The organism is Rhodococcus sp. B10 (assembly GCF_011770055.1).
Taxonomy (GTDB): domain Bacteria; phylum Actinomycetota; class Actinomycetes; order Mycobacteriales; family Mycobacteriaceae; genus Rhodococcoides; species Rhodococcoides kyotonensis_B.
This window is the reverse complement of sequence record NZ_JAAFYV010000003.1, coordinates 124304-139620: the sequence shown is the minus strand read 5'-3', so window position 1 is coordinate 139620 and position 15317 is coordinate 124304. Positions and strand designations below refer to the sequence as shown.

The window sequence follows — 15317 nt, the reverse complement described above, 5'->3', positions numbered from 1 at the left end:
ACTTTAGATGGTCGAATTCAGCGCTTTGATCGGCATCCGCAGGGAATCCAGAAGGTCGAGGTCCTGTTCTGCGGGTCGACCGAGCGTCGTCAGGTAGTTGCCGACGATGACGGCGTTGATGCCACCGAGGATTCCCTGCTGCGCACCGAGGTCTCCGAGCGTGATCTCGCGGCCGCCTGCGAATCGCAGAATGGTGCGCGGCAGAGCAAGGCGAAACGCTGCGACCGCGCGCAACGCCTCCGATGCCGGCAGAACCTCGAGCTCGCCGAACGGTGTGCCGGGACGTGGGTTGAGGAAGTTCAGTGGCACTTCGTTCGGTTCGAGCGAGGCCAGGTCCGCCGCGAACTCGGCGCGCTGCTCGAGCGACTCCCCCATACCGAGGATTCCGCCGCAGCACACCTCCATGCCCGCGTCGCGCACCATCCGCAGCGTGCCCATCCGCTCTTCCCAGGTATGGGTCGTCACGACGTTCGGGAAGTAGGAACGCGAGGTCTCCAGATTGTGGTTGTACCGGTGGACCCCCATCTCGACCAGGCGGTCGACCTGCTCCTGGGTCAGCATGCCGAGCGAGCACGCGATGTCGATCTCGACCTCGTTGCGAATCGCCTCGATGCCCGCGGCGACCTGCGCGAGCAGACGCTCGTCCGGACCGCGAACCGCGGCGACGATACAGAACTCCGTGGCGCCCGTCTTCGCCGTCTGCTTGGCCGCCTCGACGAGGCTCGGAATATCGAGCCGCGCAGCCCGAACCGGAGATTCGAACAGCCCCGACTGCGAGCAGAAATGGCAGTCCTCGGGGCACCCGCCCGTCTTCAGACTGACGATGCCCTCGACCTCGATCTCGGGACCGCACCACGCCATGCGCACCTCGTGCGCCAGCGCCAGCAGCTCGTCCAGGCGTTCGTCGGGCAGGTTCAGTACCTCGAGCACCTGCGCCTCGGTCAGGCCGACCCCGTCGCGCAGCACCTGCATCCGCGCGGTTTCGAGAACGTCGGTCGATACCTGAGTCATGGGCTGCTCCTCGTCTAGGCGCTCTTGAACACTGTTCAAGTTGAACGCCGTTCAAGCTATGCTGGGCGTCGGTTAATGTCAAAGGCCGACACACGGACAGGAGTCAGGGAGTGCAACTGCGCAGAGCGGACGTTCTCGACGGCGCGATCGCGATCCTCGACGAGTACGGCCTGGGCGACCTGACGATGCGCCGGCTTGCGACGTCGTTGCACGTGCAGCCCGGCGCGCTCTACTGGCACTTCAAGGACAAGCAGACGTTGCTGGGCGCCATCGCCGATCATCTGCTGGCAGGCGTCGACACCCCGGTCGAGGCCGCACAGTGGGACGAGCAACTACTGGAACTCGCCCACCGCCTACGCAACGCATTGCTGTCGCACCGTGACGGCGCCGAGCTCGTCGCCGCGACCTACGCGTCGCGGCTGACTACCAACCGAGTGCGCGAACGCATTGCGGCCGTGTGCATTCGGGCCGGAATGGCCCGCGGCCACGCCGAACTGACGGCGGACACACTGCTGTACTACATCCTCGGGCAGACGGTCGACGAACAGTCGCGCATGCAGATGGATTCGGTCGGCGCACTTGCCGACGACGCGTCGCCCCTCTTCGAAAGTCCGGATCCGACAAGCAAATTCGAGTTCGGACTCGGCTTGTTCGTCGACGGCGTGCGGCATGCACTCGGGGCGGACGAGCGGGTCTAGATTTCGCTGGTTCATCGCGCACTTTTCAGCGAATGCGCACGTTGCAACGCGCGCACTCACTGCAACCTGCGCGGTCAGGCGTGACTAGCCGCCGAAGATCACACCGAGGCCGGAACGGTTCGCCGCAGTGCCCGCGAACGGGTTGTCGTGCACCATGTAGGTCCACGTCGACGTCGGACGGTGCAGACCTTCGGTATCGAGATCGATTCCCTCCGAGGTGATCTCGGCGTTCTCGAACGTCGAGACCGCTTGCTCGATCGCCTTCGACGAGACGGTCTTGAACGCGTCGACCGCGATGCGGTGATACTCGTCCAACGGATTCTCGCGACCCAACGCACGGAGGTGAATACTCTCCCGGACGTCGGCGAGGTGCGCGAGGTAATCGGACCACGCACGATCCAAGTGGTACAACACGATTCGACGGGCGGCAACGACGAGAACGTCCTCGTCCAGCGTCCGACGAAGCTCTGCCGCCCGGTCGGGAGCAGCCGACGCGAGCAGTTCCAGCGCCTCGTCGGTGGTCAGCAACGACGCACGCCTGCTGTCGAGAATTTCTCGGTGCTGCGCGGTCAGTTCGTTGTACTTCCATGTGCGCGAGTGCACGTCGAGCATGGCGCCCTCGGCGATGCGTTGCGCGTGATCGATCTTGTCGGCGACACGTCCCGCAGTGATCAAGCCGGTCTCGTCGTGTTGCTTGGGCTGTTCCTTCGGGCCGAGGTTCGCCGTGACGACGTCGTCCTCCCAGCTCGAGAAGAACACCGATCGGCCGGGATCACCCTGTCTGCCTGCACGTCCGCGGAGCTGATCGTCGAGACGTTCTGTCGTGTGCCGACCCGTTCCCACGACGAGCAGCCCGCCCAGTTCGACGACTGCAGCCTTCACCGATGCGTCCTCGACGCCCTCGGGACCGCCGAGCTTGATGTCCGTGCCGCGTCCGGCGATCTGCGTCGACACCGTGACTGCGCCGCGGACACCCGCCTTCGCGATGACCGTCGCCTCCTCGGCGTCGTTCTTGGCGTTGAGCACGACGGCAGACACGCCCGCGTCGTCGAGAAGTGATGCCAGAGATTCCGATTCGGCGACGTCATGGGTGCCGATCAGAACGGGCTGGCCCGTCGCGTGTACTTCCTTCACGAATTCGACCACGGCCGCATTCTTGTTGGCGACCGTGTCGTAGACGCGATCCGGTTCGTCGACGCGAACGTTCGGTTGATTCGACGGAATGACCGACACGCCGAGGCCGTAGAACGTCCGAAGTTGTTCGCCCGCTGCCAATGCCGTGCCGGTCATGCCGCACACCGTCGCGTATCGGCCGATCAGTGCCTGCACGGTGATGGTGTCCAGAATTTCTCCGGTCTCGGTCTGCGTCAGTCGTTCCTTCGTCTCGACGGCAGCCTGCAAACCGTCCGGCCACCGTTGCAATTCGGCGACGCGGCCGCGGGAGGCGTTGATCAACTGGACGCGTCCGTCGCGCACGATGTAGTGCACGTCGCGCTTGACCAGAACCTGCGCGTGCAGGGCCACGTTCACTGCGACGAGCGTCGTCCCGACGTGGTCCTCGGAGTACAGGTCGATGCCGCCGAGTTCTTTCTCGACGCGCGTCGCACCGACGTCGGTGAGGAACACGTTGCGCCCATCGGCGTCGGTGTCGTAGTCGATTCCCTCGTCCAGCAACCGAATTGCGTCGAACACCTTCTCGGCAGGCACATCGGTCGACACCGAACCGGCCAGCACCAGAGGCACGAGTGCCTCGTCGACGAGAACGGAGTCGGCCTCGTCGATCAGCGCGACGTCGGGCGTCGGCGTCACCAGCTGTGCGACGTCGTCGACGAGATGGTCACGCAAGACGTCGAATCCGATCTCGTTGACCGACGCGTAGGTGACGTCGCACCCGTAGGCGTTGCGTCGATGCTCGGGCGTCGACGATTCGGCGATCCACCCGACGCTGATGCCGAGGATTTCGAACAGCGGGCCCATCCACGTTGCGTCGCGCTGCGCGAGGAAGTCGTTGATCGAGATCACATGGACGTGACGACCGGACAGCACGTACCCGACGGCGGCCACGGCTCCGGCGAGGGTCTTGCCCTCACCGGTGGCCATCTCGACGACGTCGCCCTCCAGCATGCGGACTGCCCCGAGCAACTGGACGTCGAACGGTCGCATGTCGATGGATCGGTCGGCGGCTTCGCGAACGAGGGCCAAGTAGCGAGGTACGTCCAACTTGCCCGCATCGGCGACGCGCAGACTCGTGGCCGTGTCGGCGATCTCGGCGTCGGTCAGGTCCGTCGCCCAGGACGCGAGGTCGGACGCCTGATCGACGGTGCTCCGAGAACGCGACTGGTTCTTCTGTGCCGAACGTCCGAGAGCCCGCCACAGTCGATCCGAAACCAATGCCATTCGGTCAGCCTACGCAGCGCGTCGAATCCCGATGCCCCTCCGGCGTCGCGAACTGGGAATATCGACGCCTGCGCGACGTTTACCTCGATGGGACTTCGATGCCCCACCCAGCAGGAAGGACGGCACATGTCGCGCACCTACGCGAAGGATTCGAGCGCCATCGAACGGCTGACGCCGGAGCAGTACCGCGTCACGCAGCAGAACGGCACCGAGCGAGCCTTCGACAACGAATACTGGGACAACCACGAACCCGGCTTGTACGTCGACGTCGTCACCGGTGAGCCGCTGTTCTCGTCGGCCGACAAATACGACACCCACTCCGGCTGGCCGAGTTTCACCCGACCACTCGACGCGCGGAGCGTCGTGGAGAAGCGAGACTACAGCCACCTGATGATGCGTACCGAGGTCCGATCCGCAACAGGCGATTCGCACCTGGGCCACGTGTTCACGGACGGGCCGAAGGACGAGGGCGGACTTCGCTACTGCATGAACTCGGCGGCCCTGCGGTTCGTGCCGGTGGATCGGTTGAAGGCCGAGGGCTACGGTGAATACCGCGCGCAGTTCGAGACAACTGACGATGCACAGCCAGACGAAGGAGCGCAGAAGTGACTGCAACGACCGAAACCGCCATCCTCGCCGGAGGATGCTTCTGGGGAGCCCAGGAATTGATCAGGCACCAGCCCGGGGTCGTGTCGACTCGCGTCGGATACTCGGGCGGCGACGTTCCGAACGCCACCTACCGCAACCACGGCACACACGCCGAAGCGGTCGAGATCGTGTTCGACCCGTCGGTCATCTCGTTCCGTGACCTGCTCGAGTTCTTCTTCCAGATCCACGATCCGTCGACGAAGAACCGTCAGGGCAACGACGTCGGCATGAGCTACCGCTCCGCGATCTTCTACACCAGCGACGAGCAGAAGCAGGTGGCTCTCGACACGATCGCCGACGTCGACGCGTCGGGCCTGTGGCCGGGCAAGGTCGTCACCGAGGTCACCGCTGCGGGCCCGTTCTGGGAGGCCGAACCGGAACACCAGGACTACCTGCAGAACTACCCCACCGGGTACACGTGCCATTTCGTGCGACCCGGCTGGAAGCTGCCGCGTCGTGAGGCCGCATCCAACTGATTCACACCACCGAAGGGCCCCGAGCGCACGCTCGGGGCCCTTCGTCGTATCTGGACTTGTTCTCCTGAAAGGATCCGGGTGTGGACATTTTGATCGTGATGGTCGCAGGCCTGCTCGCGATCGCCGCGGCATCGATGCTCGGCGAGCGAATCGGCGTCGCCGCTCCCCTGCTCCTGGTACTCCTCGGCATCGGCATCAGCTTGATGCCCTTCGTGCCCGACGTGGAGATCGACCCCGAGTGGATTCTCGCAGGAGTGCTTCCGCCGCTGCTCTATTCGGCGTCGGTGTCGATGCCGACGATGGATTTCAGACGCGAGTTCGGTGCGATCGGTGGCTTGTCGGTGCTGCTCGTCGTCATCAGCGCCATCGTGCTCGGCTCGTTCTTCAGCTGGGTCATCCCGGATCTGAACATCTGGTGGGGTATCGCGCTGGGAGCAATCGTGAGTCCGACCGACGCCGTCGCGACGTCCATAGTTCGCGGCCTACCGGTCTCCAAACGGGTCGTGTCGATACTCGAGGGCGAGGGTCTGTTGAACGACGCCACCGCACTCGTGCTGCTGCGCACCGCGATCGCCGGTGCCGCCGCGTCGGTGTCGCTGCTGGGAGTCATCGGCGACTTCGTGTTCGCCGTCGCCGTTGCAGCCGTCATCGGGCTCGTCGTCGGGCATCTCAATCTGAAGATTCGTTCGAAAGTCACCGATTCGACGGTCAACACCGTCATCTCCTTCACCGTTCCCTTCCTCGCGGCCGTTCCTGCCGAGGAACTGGGCGCGTCCGGGCTCGTCGCAGCCGTCGTCGCCGGTCTCGTCACCGGCCACGGCGCGCCTCGATCGCTGTCGCCGCGACACCGGCTGTCGGACACCCAGAACTGGCGGGCAGTCGAATTGGTGCTGGAAGGCGCCGTGTTCCTGACGATGGGACTCGAACTGTCCACGATCGTCGCCGACGTCAACGACGACCACCGCGGCATCGGAACAGCGGCACTCGTGGCCGCAGGTGCCTTAATCGTCACCATCCTCGTGCGCGCCGCGTTCGTCGCACCGCTGATTCGCCTGCTTCGCCGACGTGCAGCTCGTTTCGAACGCTTGAAGCCCAAGCTGTACGACGCCGCAGGCCGCCTCGACGGAGACGGTGAGACCTACCTGTTTCGCGGACGTCGTCAGGCGTCGGAAAGTCAGATCGCTCGCTTCCGCACTCGGATACGCCGCGGACTCGCCGACATCGACTACTTCCTCGCCGCGCCTCTGGATTGGCGCGACGGCACCGTCGTCGTGTGGGCCGGGATGCGTGGTGCCGTCACGTTGGCTGCCGCGCAGACTCTTCCCGAGGACACGCCTGCGCGATCGCTGCTCGTTCTCGTCGCATTCCTCGTCGCCGTCGGTTCACTTCTCCTGCAGGGCGGCACACTGAAACGCGTCGTGGGTTGGGTGACGCCGACGGGCGCCGAGGAGACGGAGGAGGACGACGCGCAACGCGAGGGAATTCGACGCCTGCTGGCCGAGGCGGCAGCACCGTTGGACGGGCAGAGCAGGTGGGAGCAGATCTCCGCGCAGCGGACTGCCCTGCTCGACGCCCGCGACGACGGCTTGTTCGACGCGGAATCGTTGGAAAAGGCGCTCAACGTGTTGGATGCCGAGCAGATCGGATTGGAGCTCAGAAGGCATCCGGAAGGGTGACGACGGGTCGACGGGGTATGCCGCGGGAACGTCAGTGATTCATTACGCGCCTGTGGTTCACGAACCGGTCGTCGCGCAGGATCGGCACAGAGCGGCTTCGATTCACCTCGGCCGCGATGGCGACATCCGACGGATACCCGTCGAGAACGAGTTCGCGCCCCGACGCACAGCTCTGCAGCTTTGCCTCGACCGTGCCCGAAATCGAGTTCCACGTCGCTGCAGCGACTTCGGCCTCAGGTGACACCTCGAGACTCGGCCTGCGGTCGACCAACTCGGCGAGTACCGCACCTGCTCCCCACAGATCTTCGACCGAGGGTCGCAGGGATCCATCGGGCCAGCGCTCCCCCGCTGCGATGACGGACACGACCGATCCATCGCGGTAGTTCGCAGAGATGCATTCGGCGACCGACGACGCGTTGCGTAGGGAGGCGCCGATACACACGCCGGACGAGGCGGACAACGAATGCGCAATCGACGATCCGTTCGGCGATGGGAGCACCAATCTCGCCAGCCCCTGCGCGGACCGGACCGTGCCTGGCGAAAGGCTTATATCGGATGCCCGCGCTTCGCGTCGACCGACAGCAAGGACGGTGCCACGGTCCGCGGCGAATCGCGCGGCTCCGTCGTCTCGCCAACGGTATGGGAACACCTCAACGCCCCGGTCGACGGCAACAGAGAGTGTCGTGGTGAAGGACAACACATCCACGACGACCGCCACGTCGGCATCGGCCCCGATCGCAGAAGCTCCGGTGGATCCCCAGTCGAAGCGGACGGAATACGAGCGCTGTCGATGTGCGGTATGCATCGCCTCAGTGTTGCACGATCAATGCTGTTGCACCGCGGCTGAATTCGGGATGCTGAGACTGATGTCCCACTTGTCCCCCATCCATCCGGATTCCCGGCTCAGCCGCGCACAACAGGGACAACACGCCCACCCCGCCTACCGCTGCGCCAGATACGTCGAGGTCTGCCCTTCGACGAGGTCGGTGAGATCGCCGAGCGCCAGGTTGACGTCCTGAAGATGCAGTCCCCAGCCCGCGGTCGGCAAAGCCCTCAGCTCCGCGGAGTCGCCACCCTCGATGCGGAGGACCCGCGCATCCCCGTCGGATTCACACCGCGCCGTGTAGTTCTGTGCCGGAATCACGAACGGTGCGGGCGCCACGAGAGCGTTCGCGTTCACGACGACCGCGGGAGCACCGGGAACGACCGCTGCAGACCGTAACACCGTCTGTAGCGGAGCTCGTGAATTGTCCTGCAGCGACGCAGGATTGGTGCACAACACCTCGTAGTCCGGACCGTACGGGAGGTCGAGAGCGGAACCGTAGTTGTCGGCGGACGGCGAACGCCCGAACCGGGCGTCGGCCGGCGGCACGTCGTCGAACGCGGAATACGCCACGACGCAACCGATGTGGTCCGCAGACGTGCACCCCGGCAGATTCTCGAAATCTCCGCCGACATTGCTTCCCCGCTCGACCAGCACGTTGCCGCCGATGAGCAGCGCCGAGACGATCCGGGAACGCGCGTCGTCGTCGTGGTCGACGTGCTGACGAATCAGCGCCCGAAGCATGTAGGTCCCCTGAGAATGGCCGATCAACACGACGCCCCGACCGTCGTTGTACCGCGTCGAGTATTCGTCCCAAGCACGCTCGATGTCCCCGTACGCCTCCGACAGAGCGGCAGCTCGCGCATCGCCCGCCGACGTCGCGAGCCCCAGTAGTGTGCTCTGGCGATAGACCGGTGCGAAGACCCGGCAGTGCGGAGAGAACCGTTCGACCTGCTGCTGCGCGATGAATCGCTCCTCCACACCGACGGACCGGTCCGCGTTGAGGGCGGGGTCGAGCGACACCGTCGGATAGACGTAGAAGCAATCGATGGGCGGATCGGACGGGGCGGGGCCGGCCTCGACCGACTTCGACGCGGCGACGTACGTCTCCTGGCTGCCGCCACACGGATTCGGAACCGAACCGGGCTTGCAGAGCCACACCGTCGGCGACTCGTCTGCGGACGCACTGCCGGTCGTCACAGCCGCTATCGCAGCCGTGGCTGCAACGACGATTCCCAACGACCGAACGATCCCCATCGAACCCCTCCCCGAGTCAGGGCGTCACTGTAGCAACCTGGGCGCTGGGCAGCTCCGGTTCGAGCACTTACGCCGCCACCAGCTCCCGATTCCGTTGCAGCGCAGTCGCGACGACCAGAACGCCGACAGCAGCGGCGGTGATCACCGCGCCCGCCCAGATGGGTGACGTGTAACCGAGACCTGCGGTGATCGTGACGCCACCGATCCACGCACCCAGAGCATTGCCCAGGTTGAACGCCGCGATGTTGGCTCCCGACGCCATCGTCGGTGCCTCCGACGCGAACGACATCACCCGCATCTGCAGAGCGGGAACCGTCGCGAAACCGAACGCACCCATCAGGAACAGTGACACGACGGTGGCGATCTGGCTCTCCGCGGTCGACGCGAAGAACACGAGCACGACCGTCAACACGGCGAGGACGACGAGCAGCGTGCCGGTGAGACTGCGGTCGGCTGCCTTGCCGCCCACGTAGTTTCCGACGAACAAACCGACGCCGAACAGGAGGAGCAGCCACGGCACCGACGTCGTCGCGAACCCTGCGACATCGGTGAGCGTGAACGCGATGTACGTGAACGCTCCGAACATGCCGCCGTACCCCAGGACCGTCAGCGCGATGGACAGCCAGACCTGGACCTCGCGGAACGCGCGCAGCTCGTGACGCAGATTCGCGTCGGCCTGCGATCCCTGCTGCGCCGGGACGAGAGCGAGAATGCCGACGAGCGCGACGACCCCGATGACCGTGATGGCCCAGAACGTCGACCGCCAGCCGTACGTCTGGCCGAGAAACGTGCCGAAGGGCACGCCCAACACGTTGGCAGCGGTGAGCCCGGCGAACATCATCGCGATGGCGCCCGCCTGCTTGCTCGGTGCAACCATGCCTGCGGCAACGACCGAGCCGATGCCGAAGAACGCACCGTGACACAGCGCCGCGACGACGCGTCCCCCCATCATCACCTCGTACGTCGGCGCGAGAGCCGACAGGAAATTACCTGCGATGAACAGGCCCATCAGTCCGACCAGCACGCTCTTGCGCGGAAACCGGCTGACGAGTGCGGTGACCACGAGCGCTCCGACGACGACGCTCAGTGCGTAGCCGGTGATCAGCCAGCCCGCGACGGGCTCGGTGACGCCGAAGTCCGCGGCGACGTCGGGCAGCAGTCCCATGATGACGAACTCGGTGAGCCCGATGCCGAACCCTCCGACGGCGAGAGCAAGTAGCCCTAGTGGCATGAAAAGACCCCTCGATCGATGCGTGAGTAGATATAGAGCGTGTGCATGTAGTTGCACACGCGTCGTAAATAGTTGCACGCGCGCGATAAACGCGCAAGCTGCTAAACTCGGGCCCGTTCACCGGCACCAGGAGCAGACATGGGAATCGCAGACGACTCGTCGCTCGTTCGCGCACAGGGCTGGCGGACACTCGCCGCCCTTCACGCACACATCGAGAACGAGCTGGAGCGGACCCTGCAGTCCGAGCACTCGCTGTCGGTCGTCGAGTACACGGTGCTCGACGCATTGAGCCGTCAGGACGGATGGCACATGCGCATGCAGCAGCTGGCCCGAGCGTCGGCACTCAGCAGCAGCGCGACTACTCGTCTCGTGAACCGCCTCGAAGATCGCGGGATTCTCACGCGCATTCTCTGCAAGGACGACCGACGCGGCATCTACACGGAACTGACCGAGGAGGGCAGGCAGTTGTTGAACCGAGCTCGCCCCACGCACGACGACGTCCTCGAAAGCGCTCTCGCCTCGGCACACCAGGTCCCCGAACTCGCACCGCTGGTCGACGCCATACACGCACTTCCCGCCGCGACGTCAGCTCCCGTTGCTTGATTGTTCACGTAGGGCTACGGACCAGTATCGTGTCCCCGAGCCACTGAACGCCGTACTGGATACACGCCGACTGCCGGAGTTTTCACCCTCATATGCATGCCCATAGCCACCCCGTCGGCGTCACCGATCCTCAGCTGCCCGCGCCTCGGGTCGAGGGGAACGCTGCGGTTCGCGAGGACCTCAACGGACTCCGCGGTGTGGCAATCGCCCTCGTGGTCGTGTTCCACGTCTGGATGGGTCGCGTATCCGGCGGTGTCGACGTCTTCCTCACGCTCACCGGTTTCTTCTTCACGGCATCGCTGATCCGCACCGCCCGGGCGGGCGGAAGCCTGAACCCGTTCACCCGTGTCTCTCGAATCCTCCGCAGGCTCGGGCCACCTCTCGTGCTGGTTCTTGCCGGAGTCGCGGTCGGGGCGGTGACCGTGTTTCCGCGCACTCGCTGGGCGGACATCGGGGATCAGCTCGTGTCGGGCGTCTTCTTCTTCGCGAACTGGGAACTGGCCTGGACGTCGCAGGATTACCTGGCAGCGGATCCGAACGTCAGCCCACTGCAGCACCTGTGGTCCGTGGCCGTGCAGTTCCAGTTCTATCTGCTCGCGATCGTCGTCGTGTTCGGTCTCGCCGCGATCCTGCGTCGCTCGCGGGGCTTTCACCGCGCAAGCCCCGATCCCCGCGTCTACCTCGTTCTGTTCTCCGGATTCGCTCTTCTGTCCTTCGTGTACGCGGCGGACGGCGCAACGCGGCTGCAGTCGTGGAACTACTACGACACCGGCGCTCGTCTCTGGGAGATCCTGGCCGGAGCCGCATTGGCTGCGGTGTTCGCCGCCCGCGGCTCGACGGCAGAGGACGAGGAAGGTCTGCCGAAGCGGACCGGCCGGACCGTGCTCGCACTGGCAGGTATCAGCGCGATCGTCGCGTGCGGTTTCGTGCTCGACGGCGTCCGTGAGTTTCCCGGCCCCTGGGCACTGTTTCCCGTTCTCGCGACACTTGCGTTGATCGTGGCGGGACCGTCGACGCCCGTCGCCCGTGTGCTGCGCAGCCGCGTCGGCCTGTGGCTCGGATCGATCGCGTTCCCGCTCTACCTCTGGCACTGGCCCATCCTCATCTTCTGGCTCGCAGTCACCGGCGAGCCGTCCGCGAGCATTCCCGTCGGCGCCGCGATCATCGCCGTGTCGGTGCTTCTGGCCATGGCCACCGTCCGGCTCGTCGAGAAACCGATGCAGTCGAAGGCCAGGTCCATTCCCCGAATCGCCATCACCGCCACCGCCGCGGTCCTGGCTGCCGTCGTGGTTGTCGGCTCGACCGGCTGGAATTTCTACATCGATCGCACGGTCGCGAAGCTCCAGGCTGCCGACGGCGACGATCTGGCGACGCATCCCGGTGCGCTCGTTCTCACCGACGGCGCCCAGGCCGACGACGCCGACATCGCACCGTCCCTTTTCTCCGCTCCCGAAGACCTGCCGATCACGACGATCGAGGGCTGCATCGCCGACTTCGAGACGAAGGACGCCGTCAGTTGCGAGTACGGCGATACGACGGCGCCGCGCACCATTGCCCTGGCGGGCAGTTCGCACGCCGAGCACTGGATCACCGCGCTCGACGCACTCGGACGCGAACACGGATTCCGCATCGTGACGTACCTGAAGATGGGATGTCCGCTGACCCTCGGAACGATGCCGATGCTGGGCGACACCGAATATCCGGACTGTCTCGACTGGAGCCGGACCGTCGTCGACAGGCTCGGAGAGAGTTCGCCCGATTACGTGTTCACGACGTCGACACGCCCCCGCGAGGACGGGCCGGGCGACTACACCCCGGACTGGTATCTGCAGGTGTGGTCCGAGCTGTCGGCGCGCGGCATTCCCGTGCTCGCGATGCGCGACAACCCGTGGCTCGAACGCGGCGGCGTCCAGTATCGAGCGATCGACTGCCTCGCCGACGGCGGTTCGGCGACGTCGTGCGGCATGCCCCGCGACAATGCGCTGTCCCCGATCGATCCCGCGCTCGCCGCATCGTTCCGATTCCCGACGGTGTTCCCCCTCGACCTGTCGAACGCGCTGTGCGACGTCGACATCTGTCGTGTGATTGCGGGCAACGTGCTGATCTATCGCGACGAACATCACCTCACTGCGACGTACATGCGGACTCTGACCGCGGAACTCGGGCGGAAGATGGCGTCGGCGACGGGTTGGTGGTGAGCCGGGGCGACCCGGCCACAGTAGGGTTGATCCATGCCTGAGGACACCGCCACCGAATCACCCGCGATCGAAATCTGGCCGGGGTCCGCCTATCCGCTGGGAGCCACCTACGACGGTGCCGGGACCAACTTCGCGTTGTTCTCCGAAGTGGCCGAAGCAGTCGACCTGTGCCTCATCGCCGACGACGGAACCGAGACACGCGTCCGCTTCGAGGAATCCGACGGATTCGTCTGGCACGCGTACCTCCCGTCGGTCGTGCCGGGCCAGAAGTACGGGTACCGCGTACACGGACCGTGGGATCCGGCGAACGGACACCGTTGCGACCCGAGCAAGCTTCTGCTCGACCCGTACGGCAAGGCGTTCGAGGGTGACTTCGACGGCGACCGGTCGCTGTTCTCCTACAGTCTCGACGCCCCGGCACCCGAGATTCCGGCGGAACCGGACACGGACGAGAAGCCGTTCGAGGACGCCGAGGATCTCGTCGATCCCGACGGGGAGATCGTCGACATCGACCCCGTCGCGCACGACGAGACGCCGCGCGACGACTTCCCGCAGCACGACTCGCTCGGCCACACGATGACGACCGTCGTCATCAACCCGTTCTTCGACTGGCAGAACGACCGCGCGCCGAAACGCCCGTACCACGAGACCGTCATCTACGAGGCACACGTCAAGGGTATGACGATCGCGCACCCGGACGTACCCGAGTCGCTCCGCGGCACGTACGCCGGTCTCGCGCACCCCGCGATCATCGATCACCTGCTCGATCTGGGGATCACGGCGATCGAGCTCATGCCGGTGCACCAATTCATGCAGGATCAGACGTTGCTCGACAAGGGTCTGCGAAACTACTGGGGCTACAACACATTCGGATTCCTTGCGCCGCACGCGGACTACGCGTCGAACCCCAACGCAGGCGCGGCCGTCAGCGAATTCAAGGCCATGGTGCGCGCATTTCACGATGCCGGCATCGAAGTCATCCTCGACGTGGTCTACAACCACACCGCCGAGGGCAACCACATGGGCCCGACCATCAGCTTCCGCGGCATCGACAACGCCGCCTACTACCGCCTGGTCGACGGCGACCCGTTTCACTACATGGATTACACCGGCACCGGCAACAGCCTCAATGCCCGCCATCCGCACACGTTGCAGCTGATCATGGATTCGCTGCGGTACTGGGTGACCGAGATGCACGTCGACGGCTTCCGCTTCGACCTCGCGTCGACGCTTGCTCGCGAACTCCACGACGTCGATCGCCTGAGCGCCTTCTTCGATCTGGTCCAGCAGGACCCGATCGTCAGCCAGGTCAAACTGATCGCCGAGCCGTGGGATGTCGGCGAGGGCGGCTATCAGGTCGGCAACTTCCCCGGACTCTGGACGGAATGGAACGGCAAGTATCGCGACACCGTCCGCGACTACTGGCGCGGTGAGCCGGCGACGTTGGGCGAGTTCGCTTCTCGCTTCACCGGGTCGTCCGACCTGTACGAGGCAACCGGGCGTCGTCCCGGCGCGAGCATCAACTTCGTCATCGCGCACGACGGCTTCACCCTGCACGACCTGGTCTCGTACAACGAGAAGCACAACGAGGCCAACGGAGAGGACAACAACGACGGCGAGAGCCACAACCGATCGTGGAACTGCGGCGTCGAAGGCCCGACCGACGACCCCGAGATTCTCGAACTCCGCGGACGGCAGATCCGCAACATCATGGCGACGCTGCTGCTGAGTCAGGGAACGCCGATGCTCGCGCACGGCGACGAATTCGGGCGCACCCAGCAGGGCAACAACAACGTCTACTGCCAGGACTCCGAATTGGCGTGGATGGACTGGTCTCTCGCCGAGAGCAACGCGGACCTGTTGCAGTTCACCAAGACCGCGATCGCGCTACGCAACGACCATCCGGTTTTCCGTCGCCGACGCTTCTTCGAGGGCAGGCCGATTCGTAGTGGCGAGCAAGCGCGCGACATCGCCTGGCTGACGCCGTCGGGCGAAGAGATGACGCCCGAGGACTGGGACAGCGGCTTCGGCAAGAGCCTCACCGTCTTCCTCAACGGTGAGGGTATTCCCGAGCCGGACCAGCGCGGCGAACGCGTCGTCGACGACTCGTTCCTGTTGTGCTTCAACGCACATCACGAGGCACTCGACTTCCTGACGCCGGACGGCGCCTACGCCAAGGAATGGACCGTCGCGCTCGACACGGCCGTGCCGAACGGCGTGAGTGAGAATGTCATCGAAGCGGGTACACACGTCGAGGTGGCCGCCCGGTCACTCCTCGTTCTACGAAAGACGGACTGAC

Annotated in this window: 12 protein-coding genes; 7 read left to right on the top strand and 5 right to left on the bottom strand. The window is 65.2% G+C overall.

The features are described 5' to 3' along the window. Window positions 1-3 precede the first annotated feature (3 nt). Window positions 4-1011 (bottom strand): biotin synthase BioB, encoded by a 1008-nt coding sequence (gene bioB, locus RhoFasB10_RS03100; protein ID WP_167675032.1) that lies wholly within the window; start codon window positions 1009-1011, stop codon window positions 4-6. Window positions 1012-1121: 110 nt separating this feature from the next. On the opposite strand from bioB, the gene RhoFasB10_RS03095 reads away from it, so the two are divergent. Next, window positions 1122-1709 (top strand): TetR/AcrR family transcriptional regulator C-terminal domain-containing protein, encoded by a 588-nt coding sequence (locus RhoFasB10_RS03095; RefSeq protein ID WP_068420742.1) that lies wholly within the window; start codon window positions 1122-1124, stop codon window positions 1707-1709. A gap of 84 nt (window positions 1710-1793) precedes the next feature. Here the strand turns inward: RhoFasB10_RS03095 and secA2 are convergent, their stop codons facing one another. Further along, the gene (secA2, locus tag RhoFasB10_RS03090) at window positions 1794-4106 is read right to left on the bottom strand and encodes an accessory Sec system translocase SecA2 (protein WP_167675030.1); all 2313 of its coding nucleotides are present in this window, start codon (window positions 4104-4106) and stop codon (window positions 1794-1796) included. Between the two features lie 126 nt (window positions 4107-4232). Between secA2 and msrB the strand changes: the two genes are divergently transcribed. From msrB to RhoFasB10_RS03075, 3 genes are all read left to right on the top strand, one after another. Further along, window positions 4233-4715 (top strand): peptide-methionine (R)-S-oxide reductase MsrB, encoded by a 483-nt coding sequence (gene msrB / locus RhoFasB10_RS03085; protein WP_068420738.1) that lies wholly within the window; start codon window positions 4233-4235, stop codon window positions 4713-4715. Beyond that, window positions 4712-5230, top strand: coding sequence for a peptide-methionine (S)-S-oxide reductase MsrA (gene msrA, locus RhoFasB10_RS03080; protein ID WP_068420736.1), 519 nt, complete (start codon window positions 4712-4714; stop codon window positions 5228-5230). Before msrB ends, msrA begins: the two co-directional genes overlap by 4 nt. Window positions 5231-5310: 80 nt before the next feature. Next, complete coding sequence (locus tag RhoFasB10_RS03075; RefSeq protein ID WP_346764344.1) at window positions 5311-6906, top strand: sodium:proton antiporter; 1596 nt, start codon at window positions 5311-5313, stop codon at window positions 6904-6906. A 31-nt stretch (window positions 6907-6937) separates the two neighbouring features. On the opposite strand, the gene RhoFasB10_RS03070 is transcribed toward RhoFasB10_RS03075, so the two are convergent. The 3 genes from RhoFasB10_RS03070 to RhoFasB10_RS03060 all read right to left on the bottom strand — a co-directional run bounded on the left by RhoFasB10_RS03070 (window position 6938) and on the right by RhoFasB10_RS03060 (window position 10217). Then, window positions 6938-7711 (bottom strand): 2-phosphosulfolactate phosphatase, encoded by a 774-nt coding sequence (locus tag RhoFasB10_RS03070; RefSeq protein WP_167675028.1) that lies wholly within the window; start codon window positions 7709-7711, stop codon window positions 6938-6940. A gap of 135 nt (window positions 7712-7846) precedes the next feature. Next, on the bottom strand, window positions 7847-8986 hold the full coding sequence (locus RhoFasB10_RS03065) for a DUF3089 domain-containing protein (RefSeq protein WP_167675026.1): 1140 nt from the start codon (window positions 8984-8986) through the stop codon (window positions 7847-7849). Window positions 8987-9053: 67 nt separating this feature from the next. Then, window positions 9054-10217, bottom strand: coding sequence for an MFS transporter (locus tag RhoFasB10_RS03060; RefSeq protein ID WP_167675024.1), 1164 nt, complete (start codon window positions 10215-10217; stop codon window positions 9054-9056). A 138-nt stretch (window positions 10218-10355) separates the two neighbouring features. Here RhoFasB10_RS03060 and RhoFasB10_RS03055 point away from each other — a divergent pair, with 138 nt between their 5' ends. The 3 genes from RhoFasB10_RS03055 to glgX all read left to right on the top strand — a co-directional run bounded on the left by RhoFasB10_RS03055 (window position 10356) and on the right by glgX (window position 15316). After that, the gene (locus tag RhoFasB10_RS03055; protein ID WP_068420730.1) at window positions 10356-10820 is read left to right on the top strand and encodes a MarR family transcriptional regulator; all 465 of its coding nucleotides are present in this window, start codon (window positions 10356-10358) and stop codon (window positions 10818-10820) included. 92 nt (window positions 10821-10912) lie between these two features. After that, window positions 10913-13018, top strand: coding sequence for an acyltransferase family protein (locus RhoFasB10_RS03050; RefSeq protein WP_167675022.1), 2106 nt, complete (start codon window positions 10913-10915; stop codon window positions 13016-13018). A 33-nt stretch (window positions 13019-13051) separates the two neighbouring features. Beyond that, window positions 13052-15316, top strand: a complete 2265-nt coding sequence (gene glgX, locus RhoFasB10_RS03045) for a glycogen debranching protein GlgX (protein WP_167675020.1) — start codon at window positions 13052-13054, stop codon at window positions 15314-15316. Window position 15317 lies beyond the last annotated feature (1 nt).

Coding starts and splice junctions, on each gene's coding strand:
- RhoFasB10_RS03055 (WP_068420730.1), top strand. CDS start 10,356: ATGGGAATCGCAGACGACTCGTCGCTCGTTCGCGCACAGGGCTGGCGG.
- RhoFasB10_RS03050 (WP_167675022.1), top strand. CDS start 10,913: ATGCATGCCCATAGCCACCCCGTCGGCGTCACCGATCCTCAGCTGCCC.
- glgX (WP_167675020.1), top strand. CDS start 13,052: ATGCCTGAGGACACCGCCACCGAATCACCCGCGATCGAAATCTGGCCG.
- RhoFasB10_RS03065 (WP_167675026.1), bottom strand. CDS start 8,986: ATGGGGATCGTTCGGTCGTTGGGAATCGTCGTTGCAGCCACGGCTGCG.
- msrB (WP_068420738.1), top strand. CDS start 4,233: ATGTCGCGCACCTACGCGAAGGATTCGAGCGCCATCGAACGGCTGACG.
- RhoFasB10_RS03070 (WP_167675028.1), bottom strand. CDS start 7,711: ATGCATACCGCACATCGACAGCGCTCGTATTCCGTCCGCTTCGACTGG.
- RhoFasB10_RS03060 (WP_167675024.1), bottom strand. CDS start 10,217: ATGCCACTAGGGCTACTTGCTCTCGCCGTCGGAGGGTTCGGCATCGGG.
- secA2 (WP_167675030.1), bottom strand. CDS start 4,106: ATGGCATTGGTTTCGGATCGACTGTGGCGGGCTCTCGGACGTTCGGCA.
- bioB (WP_167675032.1), bottom strand. CDS start 1,011: ATGACTCAGGTATCGACCGACGTTCTCGAAACCGCGCGGATGCAGGTG.